At 36.2% G+C, this 16,509-nt stretch carries 19 protein-coding genes and 1 riboswitch; of the genes, 4 read left to right on the top strand and 15 right to left on the bottom strand.

The features are described 5' to 3' along the window. Window positions 1–82: 82 nt before the first annotated feature. Window positions 83–607, top strand: coding sequence for a DUF309 domain-containing protein (locus tag JM172_RS00625; protein WP_214480109.1), 525 nt, complete (start codon window positions 83–85; stop codon window positions 605–607). Between the two features lie 320 nt (window positions 608–927). Here the strand turns inward: JM172_RS00625 and JM172_RS00630 are convergent, their stop codons facing one another. The 12 genes from JM172_RS00630 to JM172_RS00685 form a co-directional block, all read right to left on the bottom strand. Next, window positions 928–1,278 (bottom strand): GNAT family N-acetyltransferase, encoded by a 351-nt coding sequence (locus tag JM172_RS00630; protein WP_214480110.1) that lies wholly within the window; start codon window positions 1,276–1,278, stop codon window positions 928–930. 292 nt (window positions 1,279–1,570) lie between these two features. Further along, window positions 1,571–2,047 carry a 6,7-dimethyl-8-ribityllumazine synthase gene (ribH, locus tag JM172_RS00635; protein WP_214480111.1) on the bottom strand — a complete coding sequence of 159 codons (477 nt, stop codon included), beginning with the start codon at window positions 2,045–2,047 and terminating at the stop codon, window positions 1,571–1,573. A gap of 135 nt (window positions 2,048–2,182) precedes the next feature. Further along, window positions 2,183–3,376, bottom strand: a complete 1,194-nt coding sequence (locus tag JM172_RS00640) for a bifunctional 3,4-dihydroxy-2-butanone-4-phosphate synthase/GTP cyclohydrolase II (protein WP_214480112.1) — start codon at window positions 3,374–3,376, stop codon at window positions 2,183–2,185. Window positions 3,377–3,641: 265 nt separating this feature from the next. After that, window positions 3,642–4,301, bottom strand: coding sequence for a riboflavin synthase (gene ribE, locus JM172_RS00645; RefSeq protein ID WP_214480430.1), 660 nt, complete (start codon window positions 4,299–4,301; stop codon window positions 3,642–3,644). A 15-nt stretch (window positions 4,302–4,316) separates the two neighbouring features. After that, window positions 4,317–5,408 carry a bifunctional diaminohydroxyphosphoribosylaminopyrimidine deaminase/5-amino-6-(5-phosphoribosylamino)uracil reductase RibD gene (ribD, locus tag JM172_RS00650; protein ID WP_214480113.1) on the bottom strand — a complete coding sequence of 364 codons (1,092 nt, stop codon included), beginning with the start codon at window positions 5,406–5,408 and terminating at the stop codon, window positions 4,317–4,319. A gap of 280 nt (window positions 5,409–5,688) precedes the next feature. Beyond that, window positions 5,689–5,840: riboswitch (FMN riboswitch) on the bottom strand. A 156-nt stretch (window positions 5,841–5,996) separates the two neighbouring features. Continuing rightward, window positions 5,997–6,437: a peptidylprolyl isomerase gene (locus tag JM172_RS00655; protein WP_214480114.1), complete on the bottom strand. Its 441-nt coding sequence runs from the start codon at window positions 6,435–6,437 to the stop codon at window positions 5,997–5,999. 616 nt (window positions 6,438–7,053) lie between these two features. After that, window positions 7,054–7,521 carry a histone H1-like repetitive region-containing protein gene (locus tag JM172_RS25365; RefSeq protein WP_214480431.1) on the bottom strand — a complete coding sequence of 156 codons (468 nt, stop codon included), beginning with the start codon at window positions 7,519–7,521 and terminating at the stop codon, window positions 7,054–7,056. Between the two features lie 91 nt (window positions 7,522–7,612). Next, window positions 7,613–8,932 (bottom strand): diaminopimelate decarboxylase, encoded by a 1,320-nt coding sequence (gene lysA / locus JM172_RS00665; RefSeq protein WP_214480115.1) that lies wholly within the window; start codon window positions 8,930–8,932, stop codon window positions 7,613–7,615. A gap of 185 nt (window positions 8,933–9,117) precedes the next feature. Further along, on the bottom strand, window positions 9,118–10,593 hold the full coding sequence (locus JM172_RS00670) for a spore germination protein (protein WP_214480116.1): 1,476 nt from the start codon (window positions 10,591–10,593) through the stop codon (window positions 9,118–9,120). Further along, window positions 10,571–11,155: a stage V sporulation protein SpoVABEA gene (gene spoVAEA / locus JM172_RS00675; RefSeq protein ID WP_214480432.1), complete on the bottom strand. Its 585-nt coding sequence runs from the start codon at window positions 11,153–11,155 to the stop codon at window positions 10,571–10,573. The genes JM172_RS00670 and spoVAEA overlap by 23 nt, the downstream gene beginning before the upstream one ends. 215 nt (window positions 11,156–11,370) lie before the next feature. Beyond that, window positions 11,371–11,796, bottom strand: coding sequence for a stage V sporulation protein AB (locus JM172_RS00680; RefSeq protein ID WP_214480117.1), 426 nt, complete (start codon window positions 11,794–11,796; stop codon window positions 11,371–11,373). Further along, entirely contained in the window at window positions 11,786–12,406 is a 621-nt protein-coding gene (locus JM172_RS00685) for a stage V sporulation protein AA (protein ID WP_214480118.1), read from the bottom strand. Before JM172_RS00685 ends, JM172_RS00680 begins: the two co-directional genes overlap by 11 nt. Window positions 12,407–12,463: 57 nt before the next feature. On the opposite strand from JM172_RS00685, the gene JM172_RS25370 reads away from it, so the two are divergent. From JM172_RS25370 to JM172_RS00700, 3 genes are all read left to right on the top strand, one after another. Continuing rightward, the gene (locus JM172_RS25370; RefSeq protein ID WP_352222593.1) at window positions 12,464–12,619 is read left to right on the top strand and encodes a hypothetical protein; all 156 of its coding nucleotides are present in this window, start codon (window positions 12,464–12,466) and stop codon (window positions 12,617–12,619) included. Window position 12,620: 1 nt separating this feature from the next. Then, entirely contained in the window at window positions 12,621–14,561 is a 1,941-nt protein-coding gene (locus tag JM172_RS00695) for an AMP-binding protein (protein WP_214480119.1), read from the top strand. A gap of 101 nt (window positions 14,562–14,662) precedes the next feature. After that, window positions 14,663–14,899, top strand: coding sequence for a hypothetical protein (locus tag JM172_RS00700; protein ID WP_214480120.1), 237 nt, complete (start codon window positions 14,663–14,665; stop codon window positions 14,897–14,899). On the opposite strand, the gene sigF is transcribed toward JM172_RS00700, so the two are convergent. Genes sigF through spoIIAA form a run of 3 tightly spaced genes read right to left on the bottom strand, consistent with a single transcriptional unit; the run spans window position 14,867 to window position 16,429 of the window. Continuing rightward, a complete protein-coding gene (gene sigF, locus JM172_RS00705; RefSeq protein ID WP_214480121.1) occupies window positions 14,867–15,625 on the bottom strand; it encodes an RNA polymerase sporulation sigma factor SigF in 759 nt (252 codons plus the stop codon). The genes JM172_RS00700 and sigF overlap by 33 nt on opposite strands. 13 nt (window positions 15,626–15,638) lie before the next feature. Then, window positions 15,639–16,079, bottom strand: a complete 441-nt coding sequence (gene spoIIAB, locus JM172_RS00710) for an anti-sigma F factor (protein ID WP_214480122.1) — start codon at window positions 16,077–16,079, stop codon at window positions 15,639–15,641. After that, window positions 16,079–16,429, bottom strand: a complete 351-nt coding sequence (spoIIAA, locus tag JM172_RS00715; protein WP_214480123.1) for an anti-sigma F factor antagonist — start codon at window positions 16,427–16,429, stop codon at window positions 16,079–16,081. The genes spoIIAB and spoIIAA overlap by 1 nt, the downstream gene beginning before the upstream one ends. Window positions 16,430–16,509: the final 80 nt, after the last annotated feature.

Consider the following 16,509-nt stretch of genomic DNA (forward strand, 5'->3'; position numbering starts at 1 on the left):
TACAGTGCTTTTGCTACATTCTATGATACACTATTAACAAAAAAATGGTGAGATACTTTTATAAATAGGGAGTGATAAATTCTTGTATCCAAAAGCTTATATAGATTATTTAGTGTATTTCCATGGGGATCGTGATTATTTTGAATGCCATGAAGTTCTCGAAGAGTATTGGAAACAAACAGACAATGATATAGTTTGGGTTGGGTTCATTCAAATTGCTGTCGGATTATATCATCATCGAAGAGGTAATTTCAAAGGTGCTCAAAAAATGATAGCAAACGCTATTGCTATCTTAGAAGCTCAAAAAGATACTGTCGAAAAGCTAGGTATAAACCAAAAAACACTACTGACAACTTTACAGACGCAACTGAATGCTATTATAGCTAACGAGCCTTATATAAGTATTAATTTACCAATTCAAGATGAATCATTGTTAACTACATGTAAAAATGCATGTAATGAAAAAGACTTGACATGGGAAAAAAACAGCGATTTAACTAATAATTTCCTTATTAATAAACATACTTTACGTGATCGTACCGAAGTTATTAAAGAAAGAGCTAATCAATTAGCCAAAAGAAAGAAAAAAAATAGAGGCTCTTTTTGAATAATTAATAAATGCATATGTGTTAAAGCTTTTAATTCAAAAACAGCCTATATAAAAAAGAAAGCACTATATTAGTGCGTTTCTTTAATTTAGGCTGTTTTCTCACTTTATGCATTGAATTAAGTTTCATAGCCAACATAACAATTTGTATTTACAAAGGTTGTTTTAGCACTGATTGTTGTTTTTTGTAATAAGAGCTAAACACGAAAATCATTAACACTCGGGGTATCTTTTCTTTTATCAAACGATGACTTTTGCGTAAAACGACAAGTTTACGAATAGAGCCTTTCAAAGAGACAACAAAGGTTGTATGGCTGTATTTAATGATCGATATTACATTTTTCTATAAATGAAGCAGTTTCAGAGGTAGGCTGCAATTGATCATTTGGAAATAGTTTTGCTAAATCTTCAACCATTCTTTTCCCAAGCCCTTGATAGCGATGGGATGGATTAACACTAATATGCTGCACAACTATTCCTTTTTCTGGAGATTGAATCACACCGATCAATCCTATAATATCTTCTTCCTTCCAAAGGAATAATTGTTTATCCTTATCTTCTTCATATTGTTTAATGGTTTGCTGCAACTTTTTTAAGTCTTTTTCATTTGGCATGAATGAAAGAAGTCCCATTGCAATTTTTTCATAATTCTTTTTGTATCGAATTAACATATAATATCCCTCATTATTATTGAACACTCACTTAAAGAAGGAGTTCAAAACTTTTGGAAATTGGGCTGTCAAATAACCTCGTAGACCCTTATTTCAGCCTCATGAACATTACAAACATACAAGTCACTATTACTCTAGGCTATATATACCAGTTTTTCACAGTCCTTTTTCCTAATTTGAACACTTCTTAATAAAGTAAAGTTCGATTGTAATTATGAATCTTTTCTTTTTATAAGAGAGTAAATATACATTCTAACAAACCATTATATACATTTTGTATAGGTTTTTAAACCTATTCGTCAAAGTTTTTAACAATTTCTCGAGATAAATTTGCAGATTCAATAGCAGACAATGCTGCTTCCCACCCTTTATTACCAGCTTTTGTTCCGGCTCTTTCGATTGCTTGTTCAATATTTTCTGTCGTAATCACACCAAATATAATCGGTAAACCTGTCGAAATTCCTGCAGCCGAAATTCCTTTTGCTACTTCATTACAAACATAATCATAATGAGTGGTCGCTCCCCTTATGACAGCCCCTAAAGTAATGACTGCATCATATTTATTCGTTTCAGCCATTTTTCTTGCGAATAAAGGAATTTCAAAGGCACCTGGCACCCACGCAACATCTATTTGTTCTTCATTTACGCCGTGACGCTTTAGTCCATCAAGTGCCCCACCAAGAAGTTTACTTGTAATAAATTCATTAAACCTCGCAACGACAATACCTATTTTTAAGTTAGTTCCTATCAAATTCCCTTCATAAATCATAGAACATACCTCCCGTGTATTTATAATAATGTAGTTTTTTTGATTATTTTTTCTTATTTATTAAGGTGGAAAAATATTATTTAATTTCAAAACTCTAATTTATTATGGTAACAACATTGCCTTAATGGTCTTTCGTTACATATTGAGAAGATGTCCTAGCTTGTTATTTTTAGTCTTTAAATAAGCCTCGTTTTGCTTTTTAGTAGGCATTTGGATAGGGATACGTTCAATTACTTCCAAATCATACCCTTCCAAACCCGCTATTTTCCGTGGATTATTTGTAAGTAATTTCATTTTACGTACTCCTAAATCCTTTAAAATTTGTGCACCAATTCCATACTCTCTTAGGTCAGGTTCAAATCCTAACTCTTCATTCGCCTCCACAGTATCATACCCTGCCTCTTGAAGCTTGTAGGCTCGAAGCTTATTAAGTAAACCGATGCCTCTTCCTTCTTGACGCATATATAATAAAACGCCATTACCTTCTTTTTCTATTTGTGTTAGTGCTGCATGTAATTGTGGACCACAATCGCAACGGAATGAGCCAAAAACATCACCTGTTAAACATTCGGAATGCACTCTAACGAGAGTCGGATGATCTGGAGAAATATTACCTTTCACTAATGCAATATGGTCTTTGCTATCGATTTCATTGGTGTATCCAATTGTTTTAAATTCACCAAATTCAGTTGGTAGTAGAACCTCTACCTCTCTATTAACTAACTTTTCTTTTTGATTACGATATTTAATTAAATCTTTAATTGTTATCATCTTTAAATTGAATTGATCAGCAACAATAGCTAGGTCAGGTACTCGTGCCATTGAGCCATCTTCCTTCATTATTTCACATATAACCGCTGCCGGGGCAGCCCCAGCTAAGTTAGCTAAATCTACAGCTGCTTCAGTATGCCCCGCCCTCCTAAGCACACCGCCCTTTTTAGCGATAAGAGGGAAGATATGCCCAGGTCTTTTGAAATCACTCGCTTTAGAATGTTCATTTAAAAGCTGCTTAATTGTTTCCGCTCTTTCATATGCACTTATCCCTGTTGTTGATGTCTTATAATCTACACTAATAGTAAAAGCTGTCCCATGTGGATCTGTATTATTTAATACCATTGGATTTAATTGAAGCTTATTAGCTATTTCTTCTGATATTGGTGAACATACTAGCCCACGTCCATGTTTTATCATAAAATTGATTGTATCAGGGGTTACTCTTTCAGCTAAAGCAACAAAATCTCCTTCATTTTCACGGTCTTCGTCATCACAAACTATGATTATTTTTCCATCAGCTAAATCTTTTATCGCATCTTCAATAGTATGGAACATGTTTACACACCCTTCTTGAAATTGTTATTCCTTGGTCTAGGCTGTGATCTTTGCCATTATTTCTAAATTTTCATGGTGGCAGCCCAAGGGCTTTATCTAAATGTATATATAAACGTTAGCAGTAGTAACAGAGAGTGTATTGGTGAACTCGTTCAAGTGAACTTGAATATCGGTGAAATAGCTAGAGGCTCTTCACCGCCTAATTGAAAGATCTCACCTATAGAGAAGAGGGTCAAAAACCCTTAAAACAAACTTAGCTAACATTTTATAGAAATCCATTTTCAACTAACATAGATTTTGTTATCTTACTATGGCTATCTTTCAAGCTAATTTGCGACCCTTGTAAAAGGAAATGTTCAATATATTTACCAATGATGTCGCATTCCAAATTGACGATATCACCGACATCTTTTGAACCTATAATCGTTTCAGATAATGTATGCGGAATAATTGATATAGTAAAAGACTTATCGGCAACGTCAAATATCGTTAAGCTTGTCCCATCCACTGCTACAGACCCTTTGTGTAATACATATTTAGCCAATTTCTCATCTATCGCAATTACGTAATAGATTGCATTGCCCTTTCGAGTCTTACTAATGATTTCGCCTACTCCATCAACATGCCCTGATACAAAGTGTCCTCCAAACCTTCCATTCGCTAACATGGCTCGTTCTAAATTAACTGAAGATCCATTTTTCAACAATTTTAATGAAGTAGCTTTTATAGTTTCTGGCATAACGTCTACTGCAAAACCAAATTCATTAAATGAAGTAACGGTTAAACATACCCCATTAACCGCTACACTATCTCCTAACTGGATATCAGATAATATTTTTCTAGCACCAATCTGCAGTTCAATTGCATCAATTGAATGGGTTAATCGATTTACTTTTCCAACTTCCTCAACAATACCAGTAAACAAAGTCATCACCACTTTCTATTTATTTTTTGGAATAGCAATCAGTTTAATATCTTCTCCCAGCTGCTCAATTGACTTGATTTGTAGTTTCGGTACATCGTACAAACGATCAAAACCTTCTCCATTAAAAGAGGTAGGTGCACACTCTCCCCCAATAAGCTTCGGAGCAATATATGTAATATATTGCTGAACAACATCAGCTTTTAAAAAGCTCGTGTTTATTTTCCCTCCGCCTTCAACGAAAAGGCTTGTTATCCCTTCACCTCCTAATACTCGTAATAAATCCTTTATATTAATACGTTTATCCCTCATTTTAATAATTCGAACATTTATTTGAGAAGTATAACAAGCTATCTCGTCATCAGCGCAGTCCTCTCCTACAACAATCCATGTTGGTGCTAAACCATCAGTAATCACTTTTGAGTCGAGAGGTGTTCGTAAATTTGTATCTAATATAATACGTATAGGATTCTTCGTTTCATACGGAAGCCTTGCCGTTAATGAAGGATTATCAGCAACTACCGTGTTCACCCCAACTAGAATTGCATCATATCGATGACGATATTTGTGCACATCATGACGTGCTACCTCTCCAGTAATCCACTTGCTCTCGCCTGATTGTGTAGCAATTTTCCCATCCATGCTAATAGCAGTTTTTAACGTCACAAAAGGGATGTTGTTTTTAATATAACGAAAGAATACCTTATTTAATTTCTCAGCTTCATCCTGCAGGACTCCAACATCAACTTTTAAACCAGCTTCTTCTAACTTTCTTATACCTCTACCTGCTACACTCGGATTTGGGTCTTCACAAGCAATTACTACACGGTTAACACCGCTACTAATCAATAAATCTACACACGGTGGTGTTTGACCAAAATGGCTGCATGGTTCTAAGGTCACATAAATCGTTCCGTCTTTTGCTTTATTACCTGCCATGTTTATAGCATGTACTTCTGCATGTGCTTCACCAGCCTTCAAATGTGCCCCAAGACCAACAATTTGTCCTCTATTAACTACAACAGCCCCCACTACTGGGTTCGGGCTTGTTTGGCCAATGGTACTTCTAGCCATGTCTAGCGCAACTCTCATATAATCATGGTCATTCAAAATGGGATACCTCCAACAATGTAGGTTACAAGAAAATCTTAAGGGGTAAGGGAAAATAGATGGGGAATTAAACCGAATATAGTCATAATTCGAAATATTATGAACGTAACTCCGTAGCAAATAAGCCATACGTTTTCATAGCCCATAATATATGTTTAACAAATAGACCCTAGGTATAATTACCTAGGGTCAGAGTTATCGATATATTTTGTGAGTTTATCCATTGTTCTAAAACAGGACAAAATCAGCATATGATTACAGCAAATCATATACTTCACGCCATATCCTTCTCCCATCCAGACTATACTGTCGGCTCTGGTTTTTCACCAGATCAGCCATATATAACCAATTATATATACAGCTCACGGGCTTAGAAACAACAATTGCTTCATCACCGCCGGTTGGGAATTTCACCCGACCCCGAAGGATTATCTTATTCAATTTTATAGTTTTAAATATTATAACACACATTTTCTAGTATTGCATATTGAAACGTGCTTAAGCTATAAATAACCAGTAGATCAATCCCCAAATCATGCTCATTATTAGTATGATAATAAACACAATCCATTTGTTACGTTTCATCAATTACTCCGCATCAAAAACTTCTACAGTTTTCATTACATCCCCATTTTTCATATTTAGAACTGTATCTAAGCCACTTGTAACTTGACCAAATACTGTATGAACGCCATCTAAATGAGATTGAGCTTCGTGAACGATAAAGAATTGACTTCCTCCTGTATCTCTTCCAGCATGAGCCATTGAAAATGCACCTGGCACATGTTTGTGAGGATTACCTTCAGTTTCACATTTAATCGTATAACCCGGACCACCTGTTCCAGTTCCTTGCGGACAACCACCTTGTGAAACAAATCCAGGGATTACACGATGGAATGTAAGACCATTATAAAAGCCTTCATTAGCCAATTTTTCAAAATTTTCAACTGTATTAGGAGCTTCATTAGGATGAAGCTCAAATTCAATCTTTTCTCCGCTATTCATTAATATGTAACCTTTTTTACTCATAATCAAAGCACTCCTTCAAATGTAAAATCATTATCTATCTTATCACATTCAGCAAATGAAAAACAAAGGCTGTTTTCGTATTGATTGTTGTTTTTCATACTAAGCAATAAACACGTACAAAACTAAAATTCGTGGCATCTTTTCTTGTGTACAATAATGACTAACAATATAAAGCCATTTTTAGGTTGCTCATTTGATCGCATTAGCAACAAAGGACATCTAGAAATAGTTTCAAATAATTGTTATGGAATTATAGAAGATAAGGTGTCACGATCTCACTAAGCGTTTGGAATATTACTTATGATGAGCAACAATCACCCGTTGAGAAAACAAGCTAGGAAAAAAAGATCAACTTTCTTATTGTTCTATAGTTTTCGTGAAAACAAATTAATAAATCTATAAAGAATGTTAGTTGTTGTAGACTCATACCTATACACTGCCATTTAAGATACATATATTAAACCGAGACAAATATCTATACTAAGAGAAAGGATCGAGACATATGTACTTTAATACTTTTCACCCACATTATAGGTACCAACCTAGTGGAGGTCAATTGTCCTATCCCCCTATGGATACTACTCAATACCAATGGCCATCTGGCATTGGTCAAATATTAGATGATTGGATTACTGGTGGCGGTATGCCGGGTGGCGGTATGCCGGGCGGTGGTATGCCGGGCGGTGGTATGCCGGGTGGCGGTATGCCGGGTGGCAGTATGCCGGGCGGCGGTATGCCGGGCGGCGGTATGCCGGGCGGCGGTATGCCGGGTGGCGGTATGCCGGGTAGTGGTATGCCGGGCGGCGGTATGCCGGGTGGCGGTATGCCGGGCGGTGGTATGCCGGGCGGCGGTGTGCCGGGCGGTGGTATGCCTGGTAGTGGTATGCCGGGCGGCGGTATGCCTGGTGGTGGTATGCCGGGCGGTGGTATGCCGGGCGGCGGTATGCCTGGTGGTGGTATGCCGGGCGGTGGTATGCCGGGTGGCGGTATGCCGGGCGGTGGTATGCCTGGTAGTGGTATGCCTGGTAGTGGTATGCCGGGTAGTGGTTGGAGATATGCGTAGACGCTCTAATCCCTTAGTAATACCTTACCTACAGATAAATAAATCATATTAACTCCATAATAAAGGAGGTATGGCAAAAAGTTATTTGCCATACCTCCTTTTGTTGTTATTGTTATTTATTAACCCTCATTTTCATCGGAATATCTAATTTAACCATATCTTCATAGCTTTCCCTTTTAATAACTAATTGTGCTTCACCATTCTCTACAAAAACAACCGCCGGGCGAGGTAGACGATTGTAATTATTCGCCATCGAATACCCGTATGCACCTGTACAAAAAACTGCTAAATAATCTTCGTTTTGAATAGTTGGAAGATCAATATCCCAAATGAGCATATCTCCACTTTCACAACATTTTCCAGAAATAGATACGACCTCTTCATTTTCAGCTAATATTCTATTAGCTATAGCTGCTTCATATTTTGCTTGATATAATGCCGGACGAAGGTTATCACTCATCCCACCATCAATTGCTACATAATGACGAACATTTGGCACAGTTTTTTGAGAGCCAATAGAGTAAATTGTTGTCCCAGCATCACCAACTAGAGATCTACCTGGTTCGATCCATATTTCTGGTACAGACATATTAAACTGCAAAGCCAATTTTTTAACTTCTTTAACAATTTCTTTTACATATTGATCAGCCGGAATAGGATCATCTTCGTCTGTGTACCTAATTCCAAAGCCACCGCCTAAATTTAACACTTGAGCAGTATAATTATACTCGTTATACCAATCATGTAATTTTTGAAATAACTTCTTAGCTGCTAGTAAAAAGCCAGTCGTTTCAAAAATTTGTGAACCTATATGACAATGCACACCTAACATCGTAAGCATATCTGATTGTGTTACTTGTTTTAGTGCCTCATCTGCTTGGCCGCTTAGTAAATCAAAGCCAAATTTTGAATCCTCTTGCCCAGTTAAGATATAATCATGTGTATGTGCTTCAATTCCTGGTGTTACTCGCAAAAGAACGTTTATTTTCGTTGATTTGGCTAGACAAATTTCCTGTAACATCGTTAATTCATGAAAATTATCGATGACAATACACCCTATGTTATGTTGTACTGCCATTTCAAGCTCATGTACGCTTTTATTATTTCCATGAAAATGAATACGATCAACAGGAAATCCTGCTTGAAGAGCTGTATATAATTCTCCACCTGAAACAACATCTAATGATAACCCTTCTTCTTCTGCTAACTGTATCATAGCTATCGAAGAAAATGCTTTACTGGCGTATGCAACTTGACCTTCGACTTCTAAAGTTGTGAATGTATCTTTAAATGCTGATGCTCTTTTGCGTATTAAATCAACATCATAAATATACAGGGGGGTACCATACTGCTTAGCCAATTCAATTGAATCGACTCCACCAATTTCTAGATGCCCCTCATTATTAACTCGACTAGTACCGTGAAAAAACATTGCACTCCCTCATTTTCTCTACTTCATTCTAAAAATAATTAAAACTACATTATCACAAGTTCCACTAGCACGCAATAGATGATTACAAGAAAAGCATATAGACACAGAATAATCTAAACCAAGCGGTGGGTTCTTATCACAAGAAGGTGTTTATATTCATCTTATCTTCATCACAGTTTTATCCACTATTTCTGCTGTTTTATTCTATTTTGTGGATGCACAATACTTGGTCTAACACGTGAACCAGGGACAGATCTCCGAATTAAGATTTGAAGAAAAGCACCTGGGTTAAACGGGATAAACGGCCATAAATAAGGTGTATTTAAGGAACGCATTTGGATAAGAAATAATAAATAGACGGTCGAACCAATCAATAGACCGGGCAAATGAAATATTGCTACAACGACAATGAGAACTAGTCTAGATAATTTATTGGCAATACTTAATTCATAGCTCGGGGTTACGAAAGATCCAATTGTTGCTATTGCAACATAAAAAATAACCTCTGGAACGAACAAGCCTACATCTATAGCAATTTGACCAATTAAAACCGCTGCAATTAGAGCCATAGCAGTTGATAGAGCAGTAGGCGTATGTATGGAAGCTAGCCTTAAGAATTCGATTCCGAGATCAGCGATAATGATTTGAATAATAATTGGTATGTTCGATTTTTCCTCAGGGCCGATATAGGATATTTTTTCAGGAATTAACGATGGTTCAAGTACAAAAAGCAACCATAATGGTAATAGAAAAATAGATGCAGCGATCCCTAAAAAACGCACCCACCTGATGAACGTACCTATTGCTGGTGATTGACGATATTCTTCTACGTGTTGAACATGATGGAAAAATGTCGTAGGTGTAATGATCACACTAGGTGAAGTATCTACCAATACAAGGACATGCCCTTCAAGTAAGTGAGTAGCTGCTATATCTGGCCTTTCTGTATAACGCACACGTGGATAAGGATTAAATCCTTGTGCGACTAAAAACTCTTCGATTGTTTTATCTGCCATTGTTAATCCATCTATTTCGATCTCATTAATCTCTTTTTTAATAACTTCTATTAAGCCAGGTTCAGCAATGTCTTTAATATACGCAATACATATATCCGTCTTGGAACGTTCACCAACTTGTATAACTTCAAAGCGAATCCTCTCATCACGTATACGTCTTCTTATTAAAGCCGTATTTACGACCATCATCTCTACAAAGCCATCCCGTGCTCCACGAACAACCTTTTCTGTATCAGGCTCTTCTGGGGTTCTGCCTGGATAACCTCTAACATCAACGATAAACCCACTTGTTTCGCCTTCAATGACAACAAAGATTAAGCCAGCTAACAATTGATCTACTGCTTCATCTAGATTGTCCACCTCTTTTACCTGTTGGTGAACTAGACGATTCTCAATGATTTGTTTTATTTTTGAGGATTGCCTTTCTCTATCATTAATTTCAATAAGCACAGTTAAGAGCTGCATAATCGTAGCAGTTTCACATATTGCAGCTACGAAATAAATATGGACATCCTTGTTTAATATTTTGATCTTTTTCACACCTATATCGTAGGTTGTTTCTAGTCCCAAATGTGTTTTGAAAAATTCCTCATTTTCTGATGGTGAAGCTGATATAGGAATTTTATTCTTTTTTGAAGTTGTCATAAAATCCACTCCTTTCTAAAATAAGGGCGACTGCTTTACGTGTAATAGGTGATCCATATTTAATATGATCTTGCATCGCCATTTTCCCTATATCTCCTATTCCCACAACGATTGGGACTTTCAAGTGATCTAAACAGTACACTGTGTCACCATTGATTCGTCCAACCTCCCACTCTTTCACTCCATATTTGTCTACTCCGAATTGTGTAAGTTCTCCTGTATTATCGATGCACACATCAACTTTCGTCCATTCAGTAAAGTTGGTTTTAGCAGCAACTGCGATAATTCCCAATACATTAATTTTTTTATGATTAACAACATATTGTAACGCCGTTTCCCCACTACCTTCACCAATGTATCCACTGTCATCAAACATGACAAAGACAGGGTCATGTTTAGCATGTAAAATATATTGAACAATTTCAGGACCAGATAACTTGGTTGGATTACCGAAGGATCTCGAAATACACCTACCACCTATTTCCGTTGCAATGTATTCTATTGTTCTCAAAGCGTATTCGTCTCCATCAGTGATAATAATTACATGACGACTCCCGTTCATCCAACTCTTTCCTTTCGTCATTCATAGTAAAGCTATAACAATTTTATAAATGTAGTGTTATTGCACTTGGTGGTTGTTTTCGCACTAGAAATTCACGTTAAAAAACTAGCATTCGTAGCACCTTTGCACTTTGAAATTATAGGATACAGACTAAACATTACTATTTTCGAAAAAACCTGAAAATTAATCCATAACATCATTCAGACAATGCTCTATTACCAGTAGTCAACAAAATAAAGCCAATGAAATAAGGAACCAACTACCTTTCCAAGTGCAATCGCCATTAATAAGACAACGATTTGATCAACAACTCCCACACGTTTTGCTAATATCGGTAACACGTTTAGTACTTCAGTAAGTGCTGCCGCTAAGAGCCCCACAAAAACACCATTTAATAAGCCAATTAGAATGATAAAAAAAATTGGTAGGAGAAACGTATTGTCATGAAGACTAATCCAACCTCCCATAACAGCACCTAATATCACACCCCACTCATACACTCGAACATACTTCTCTGTTTTTGAAAGTTGCATTAATCTTGGAATTACACCTAATACTGTCAGAAATGCAACGAACCCTGAGCCAACTGCAAGTCCAGCTGCAAAGCCAGTAAATATCATGATAAACATTTCATTCAACATCAGTTTTTTTCAAGCTCTCTTTGTTTTCATTAATAATGACATAATGATCTAAATCTAATTGATATTTAAACATTTCAACCTCTAGTGGACTTGGTTCTTCATTTATACGTTTTTTAAATAAATGATTAAAAAAGAGTATCATTCCTAGACCCAATCCAATTGAATAAGGAACTTGTAACAATAATGGTTTAAGCACTTCTTCCCCAGTTATAATTAGGTAAAGACGTTGATGAACTTTTTGCATACTTACGTCTTCATGAAAGTTCATAATAGCTATTGCAGCTCCAACAAACAACAACAGCCATATAAATAGAAAGAAGACAGGATGATATTTACGTTGGTTTAAATTCACCTCAATGATCGTTTGGGATGGACCGATAGTTTGCACTTCAACTTTTGGATGATGACATAAGATGATCTCGATTAATTGTGTGACATCAACAACAAGGAAATTTTTGTCGTGCAAACTGATTCTATGAACATTAATTTCCCTGACCTTTTCTGCAAGGTGTTCATCAGCAATCACCTTTGCTATATCACCAACTGTAATAACTGCATTTAGTTTTGCCTGAACTTTATTGTACATACGAACATAAATTACCTGTGTCACAAACCTCACATCCTATATATACATCTCCTACTTCAGCCAATAGCTTATAGTTATAGTATGTATTTCCACACAATGAGCAATTCTATTGAACAATGTTCACCATCAATTACCAACAAACTAGTAATAGGAATTTTGATAATTCTAAACAGAAGGTATATTCACACATATAGAGAATATGTTAATGAATGCGCTTACAAGATGAGGAGGTTATGAAATGGATAATCATCCAGTATGGATTCCAAATGAAGAAAGCATAAAAAAAACAAATTTATATTTATGGATGAATAAACTTGGCTACAGCGATTATGATTCTTTTTATAAAGACTCGATTACAAACATTGAATGGTTTTGGCACGAAGCAGAAAAAGAAATGAACGTTGAATGGTATGAGCCATATTCAAAAGTCCTTGATGTAACAAGGGGTGTTCAATGGCCATCATGGTATATTGAAGGAAAATTAAATGTAACTAGCAATGCAATCGACAAATGGTTACACGATGAGCATAGCGCAAACAAAGAAGCTATCATATGGGAAGGAGAAGACGGTGTAGTTCAGAAAATAACATACGAACAATTAGGACAGCAAGTCAACTCTTTCGCTGCTGGACTAAAGCAATTAGGAGTAAAAAAAGGTGACTGCATTACACTATATTTACCCATGCTTATTGAAACAGTTATTGCCATGTTGGCGATAAGTAAAATAGGTGCAATTTTCACCCCTGCATTTTCTGGGTATGCAGCAAATGCTGTGGCAAAAAGGATTGTAGGTTGTGATGCAAAAATTATTATTACAGCTGATGGATTCCTTCGCAGAGGGAAAGTGATTCAAATGAAAGAAGAGGCAGATAAAGCCATTAAACAAGCGGAATCAATTGAAAAAATGATCGTCGTGAATCGAATTGGAAGAGAAATTCCATGGAATAAAGAAGTTGATTTACGATGGGAAGATGTAATAGATAACGATCAACTTATTGATAGCGAAGAAATGGATAGCTCTGACCCATTCATGCTCATATATTCCTCTGGTACAACTGGTCAACCAAAAGGAATCGTACATACTCATAGCGGATTCCCATTAAAGGCCGCATTTGATGCACGATTTGGAATGGATTTAAATGCTCATGAAAGAATGATGTGGGTTACAGACATGGGATGGATGATGGGACCTTTCTTAGTATTTGGCACACTGTTAAACAACAGTACAATGGTGTTGTATGAAGGTTCACCTGATTATCCAGAAGTAAATAGGCTATGGAAATTGGTTGAAAAACACCAAATAACACATTTAGGTATTTCTCCAACTCTAATTCGTGTATTGATGAAACAAGGAGAACAATGGTTGAATAATATTAAGTTAACATCTCTAAAGGTATTCGGTTCAACAGGAGAGCCTTGGAATGTAGAACCTTGGCTCTGGTTGTTTCATAAAGTCGGCAAAAGTAAAATACCCATTATGAATTATTCAGGTGGCACAGAAATATCAGGAGGAATCCTAGGGAATATATTGCTTAAACCGATCGCACCAGTTAGTTTTAATGCACCATTACCAGGAATGGCAGCAGACGTCTATAACCTCAAAGGAGAAACGGTTCATTCAGAGGTAGGCGAATTAGTGCTAACAAAACCTTGGGTCGGTATGGCCAATGGTTTTTGGAAAGAATCTGACAGATATATTGAATCATATTGGAATCGCTGGGAAAATATTTGGGTACATGGTGATTGGGTTAGTTTAGATGAAAATCATTTCTGGACAATAACCGGTCGATCTGATGATACATTAAATATTGCTGGAAAAAGAGTTGGCCCTGCTGAGCTGGAGTCTATTTTAGTTGAACATCCTCAAGTGGTAGAAGCAGCAACTATTGGAGTTCCTAATAATATAAAAGGTGAGGTCGCTGTTTGCTTTATTGTCATAAAAGATAAGGTGAAAAACAAGGAAAAACTAATTTCTGAACTATATCAATTAGTTGAACAGAATCTTGGTAAATCTTTAAAGCCTCATGACATCTATACTGTCTCTGAGTTGCCAAAGACGAGAAACGCCAAAGTTATGCGGCGAGTCATCAAGTCCATTTATCTAGGTCAAGATCCAGGTGATCTATCAGCATTAGAAAACCAATCTGCCATCTCATCAATAAGCAATATGAGTAGTTAGAAGGAAGAAAAGGTGGAAGTCGTCATATTGACTCAAATTGATGAAGTGGTTAAAAGGGCTAAAGACTCTCTGTAGCTGAAAAGACAAATAACGTTCCTAGTGTGAGTACTTATTTAACAAAGGCTCTTGTCGTAAACTTGATTGTTTATTTATACAAAATTACCATTGTAAAAAAGAAGCCTATTGTAATTATGAATCATAATATAGAAGAAAAGATGCCACGAAACTATAGTTGTATCGGTGTTGATATATTATTACGAAAAACAACAATAAAAACGAAGAAATCCTTAGCAAGAAAGGATGGGCTAACTGCCCATCCTTTCTTTCATTTGTTTTAATATCTTCTTTTCTAACCTTGATACTTGTACTTGAGAAATGCCTAATCTAGATGCTACTTCAGTTTGAGTTTGATCTTTATAATAACGTAAATAAACAATTAACCTTTCACGTTCATCTAACTCATGTATTGCTTCTTTTAGTGCAATTTTTTCAAACCATTTTGCCTCAGTATGATCTGCAATTTGATCAATCAAAGTGATTGGATCTCCATCATTTTCGTACACAGTTTCATGTATTGATGTAGGTGTACGACTAGCCTCTTGAGCCATAACAACTTCTTCTGGAGATATTGATAAGAACTCTGCAATTTCATTCACTGTTGGAGCCCTACCAAATTGCTTTGCAAGTTCATCCTTAGCTTTTCGAATTTTATTCCCAATCTCTTTTAAGGATCTACTTACTTTTACAGTTCCATCGTCACGAATAAATCGCTGAATCTCTCCAATAATCATCGGAACAGCATAGGTAGAAAACTTAACATCATAAGTTAAATCAAATTTATCAACTGATTTCAAGAGACCGATACATCCGATTTGAAATAAATCATCAGGCTCATAACCCCGATTTAAAAAACGTTGCACAACTGACCAAACTAGTCTCATGTTTTTCTCAATAATCAAATCACGAGCTTCTTGCTCTCCATTTTGACTGCGTTTGATTAAGTCTTTTACTTCATGATCCTTTAAATATGTTTGACCTTTTTCTTTCTTGACCTCCACATCCATAGGCAAGTCTCCCTTAATTGCTTAAAGCTTTACTTTTTGATAAATGCTTCGATAATTTAACAACCGTACCACTTGAGACGGTAGAATCAATCGTTACTTCATCCATGAAGTTCTCCATAATGGTAAATCCCATTCCTGATCGTTCTAACTCAGGTTTAGTTGTAAAAAGGGGTTGTCTAGCTTCATCAATATCTTTAATACCTTTTCCTTCATCACGAATGGTTATATGAACAAAGCCATCCTCAAGTATTACAGAAATGTACACTACGCCATTTGGATCATTTTCATAACCATGAATGATCGAATTTGTTACGGCCTCAGAAACAACGGTTTTTATTTCAGTTAACTCATCTAACGTTGGATCTAACTGAGCAATAAATGATGCAACTGTGACTCTGGCAAATGATTCATTTTGACTGAGCGCAGAAAATTGGAGGTGCATGACATTTTTCATTATGCCACCCCCAACGTTTGAAGTGCATATTGTTCATTCATTTCTAAACGTACTATTTTGAATAACCCAGACATATCAAACAATCTTTTTACAGGTTGAGAAATATTACATACTACCATTTCCCCACCTAAATTCTTAATTTGTTTGTAACGACCTAAGATGACCCCTAATCCCGAGCTGTCCATAAAGGTAAGTTGCTCTAAATTTAAGACGATGTGATGAATATTTTTACTACTAATCGCTTTATTCACTTGTTCTCTCAGCTCTTCAGCTGTATGATGATCGAGTTCCCCATGTAGACGAATAAGTAAAACGTCCTTCATTACTTCAAGAGTAATAGATAGACTCACTATGTTATCCTCCTTTATGTTTTCTACTTTTACTTAGTGAGTCATTTCGCTATATTCACCTGATAATCCTTCATCATGAC

It is taken from the genome of Bacillus sp. SM2101 (genome assembly GCF_018588585.1).
Classification (GTDB): domain Bacteria; phylum Bacillota; class Bacilli; order Bacillales; family SM2101; genus Nanhaiella; species Nanhaiella sioensis.

Excerpts from the sequence above, each read along its gene's own strand:
- spoIIAB (WP_214480122.1), bottom strand. The coding sequence starts at position 16,079 with ATGAAAAATGTCATGCACCTCCAATTTTCTGCGCTCAGTCAAAATGAA.
- sigF (WP_214480121.1), bottom strand. The coding sequence starts at position 15,625 with ATGGATGTGGAGGTCAAGAAAGAAAAAGGTCAAACATATTTAAAGGAT.
- JM172_RS00670 (WP_214480116.1), bottom strand. The coding sequence starts at position 10,593 with ATGACAACTTCAAAAAAGAATAAAATTCCTATATCAGCTTCACCATCA.
- JM172_RS00680 (WP_214480117.1), bottom strand. The coding sequence starts at position 11,796 with ATGTTGAATGAAATGTTTATCATGATATTTACTGGCTTTGCAGCTGGA.
- JM172_RS00655 (WP_214480114.1), bottom strand. The coding sequence starts at position 6,437 with ATGAGTAAAAAAGGTTACATATTAATGAATAGCGGAGAAAAGATTGAA.
- JM172_RS00695 (WP_214480119.1), top strand. The coding sequence starts at position 12,621 with ATGGATAATCATCCAGTATGGATTCCAAATGAAGAAAGCATAAAAAAA.
- JM172_RS00640 (WP_214480112.1), bottom strand. The coding sequence starts at position 3,376 with ATGTTCCATACTATTGAAGATGCGATAAAAGATTTAGCTGATGGAAAA.
- JM172_RS00630 (WP_214480110.1), bottom strand. The coding sequence starts at position 1,278 with ATGTTAATTCGATACAAAAAGAATTATGAAAAAATTGCAATGGGACTT.
- lysA (WP_214480115.1), bottom strand. The coding sequence starts at position 8,932 with ATGTTTTTTCACGGTACTAGTCGAGTTAATAATGAGGGGCATCTAGAA.
- ribH (WP_214480111.1), bottom strand. The coding sequence starts at position 2,047 with ATGATTTATGAAGGGAATTTGATAGGAACTAACTTAAAAATAGGTATT.
- JM172_RS25370 (WP_352222593.1), top strand. The coding sequence starts at position 12,464 with ATGTATTTCCACACAATGAGCAATTCTATTGAACAATGTTCACCATCA.
- spoVAEA (WP_214480432.1), bottom strand. The coding sequence starts at position 11,155 with ATGAACGGGAGTCGTCATGTAATTATTATCACTGATGGAGACGAATAC.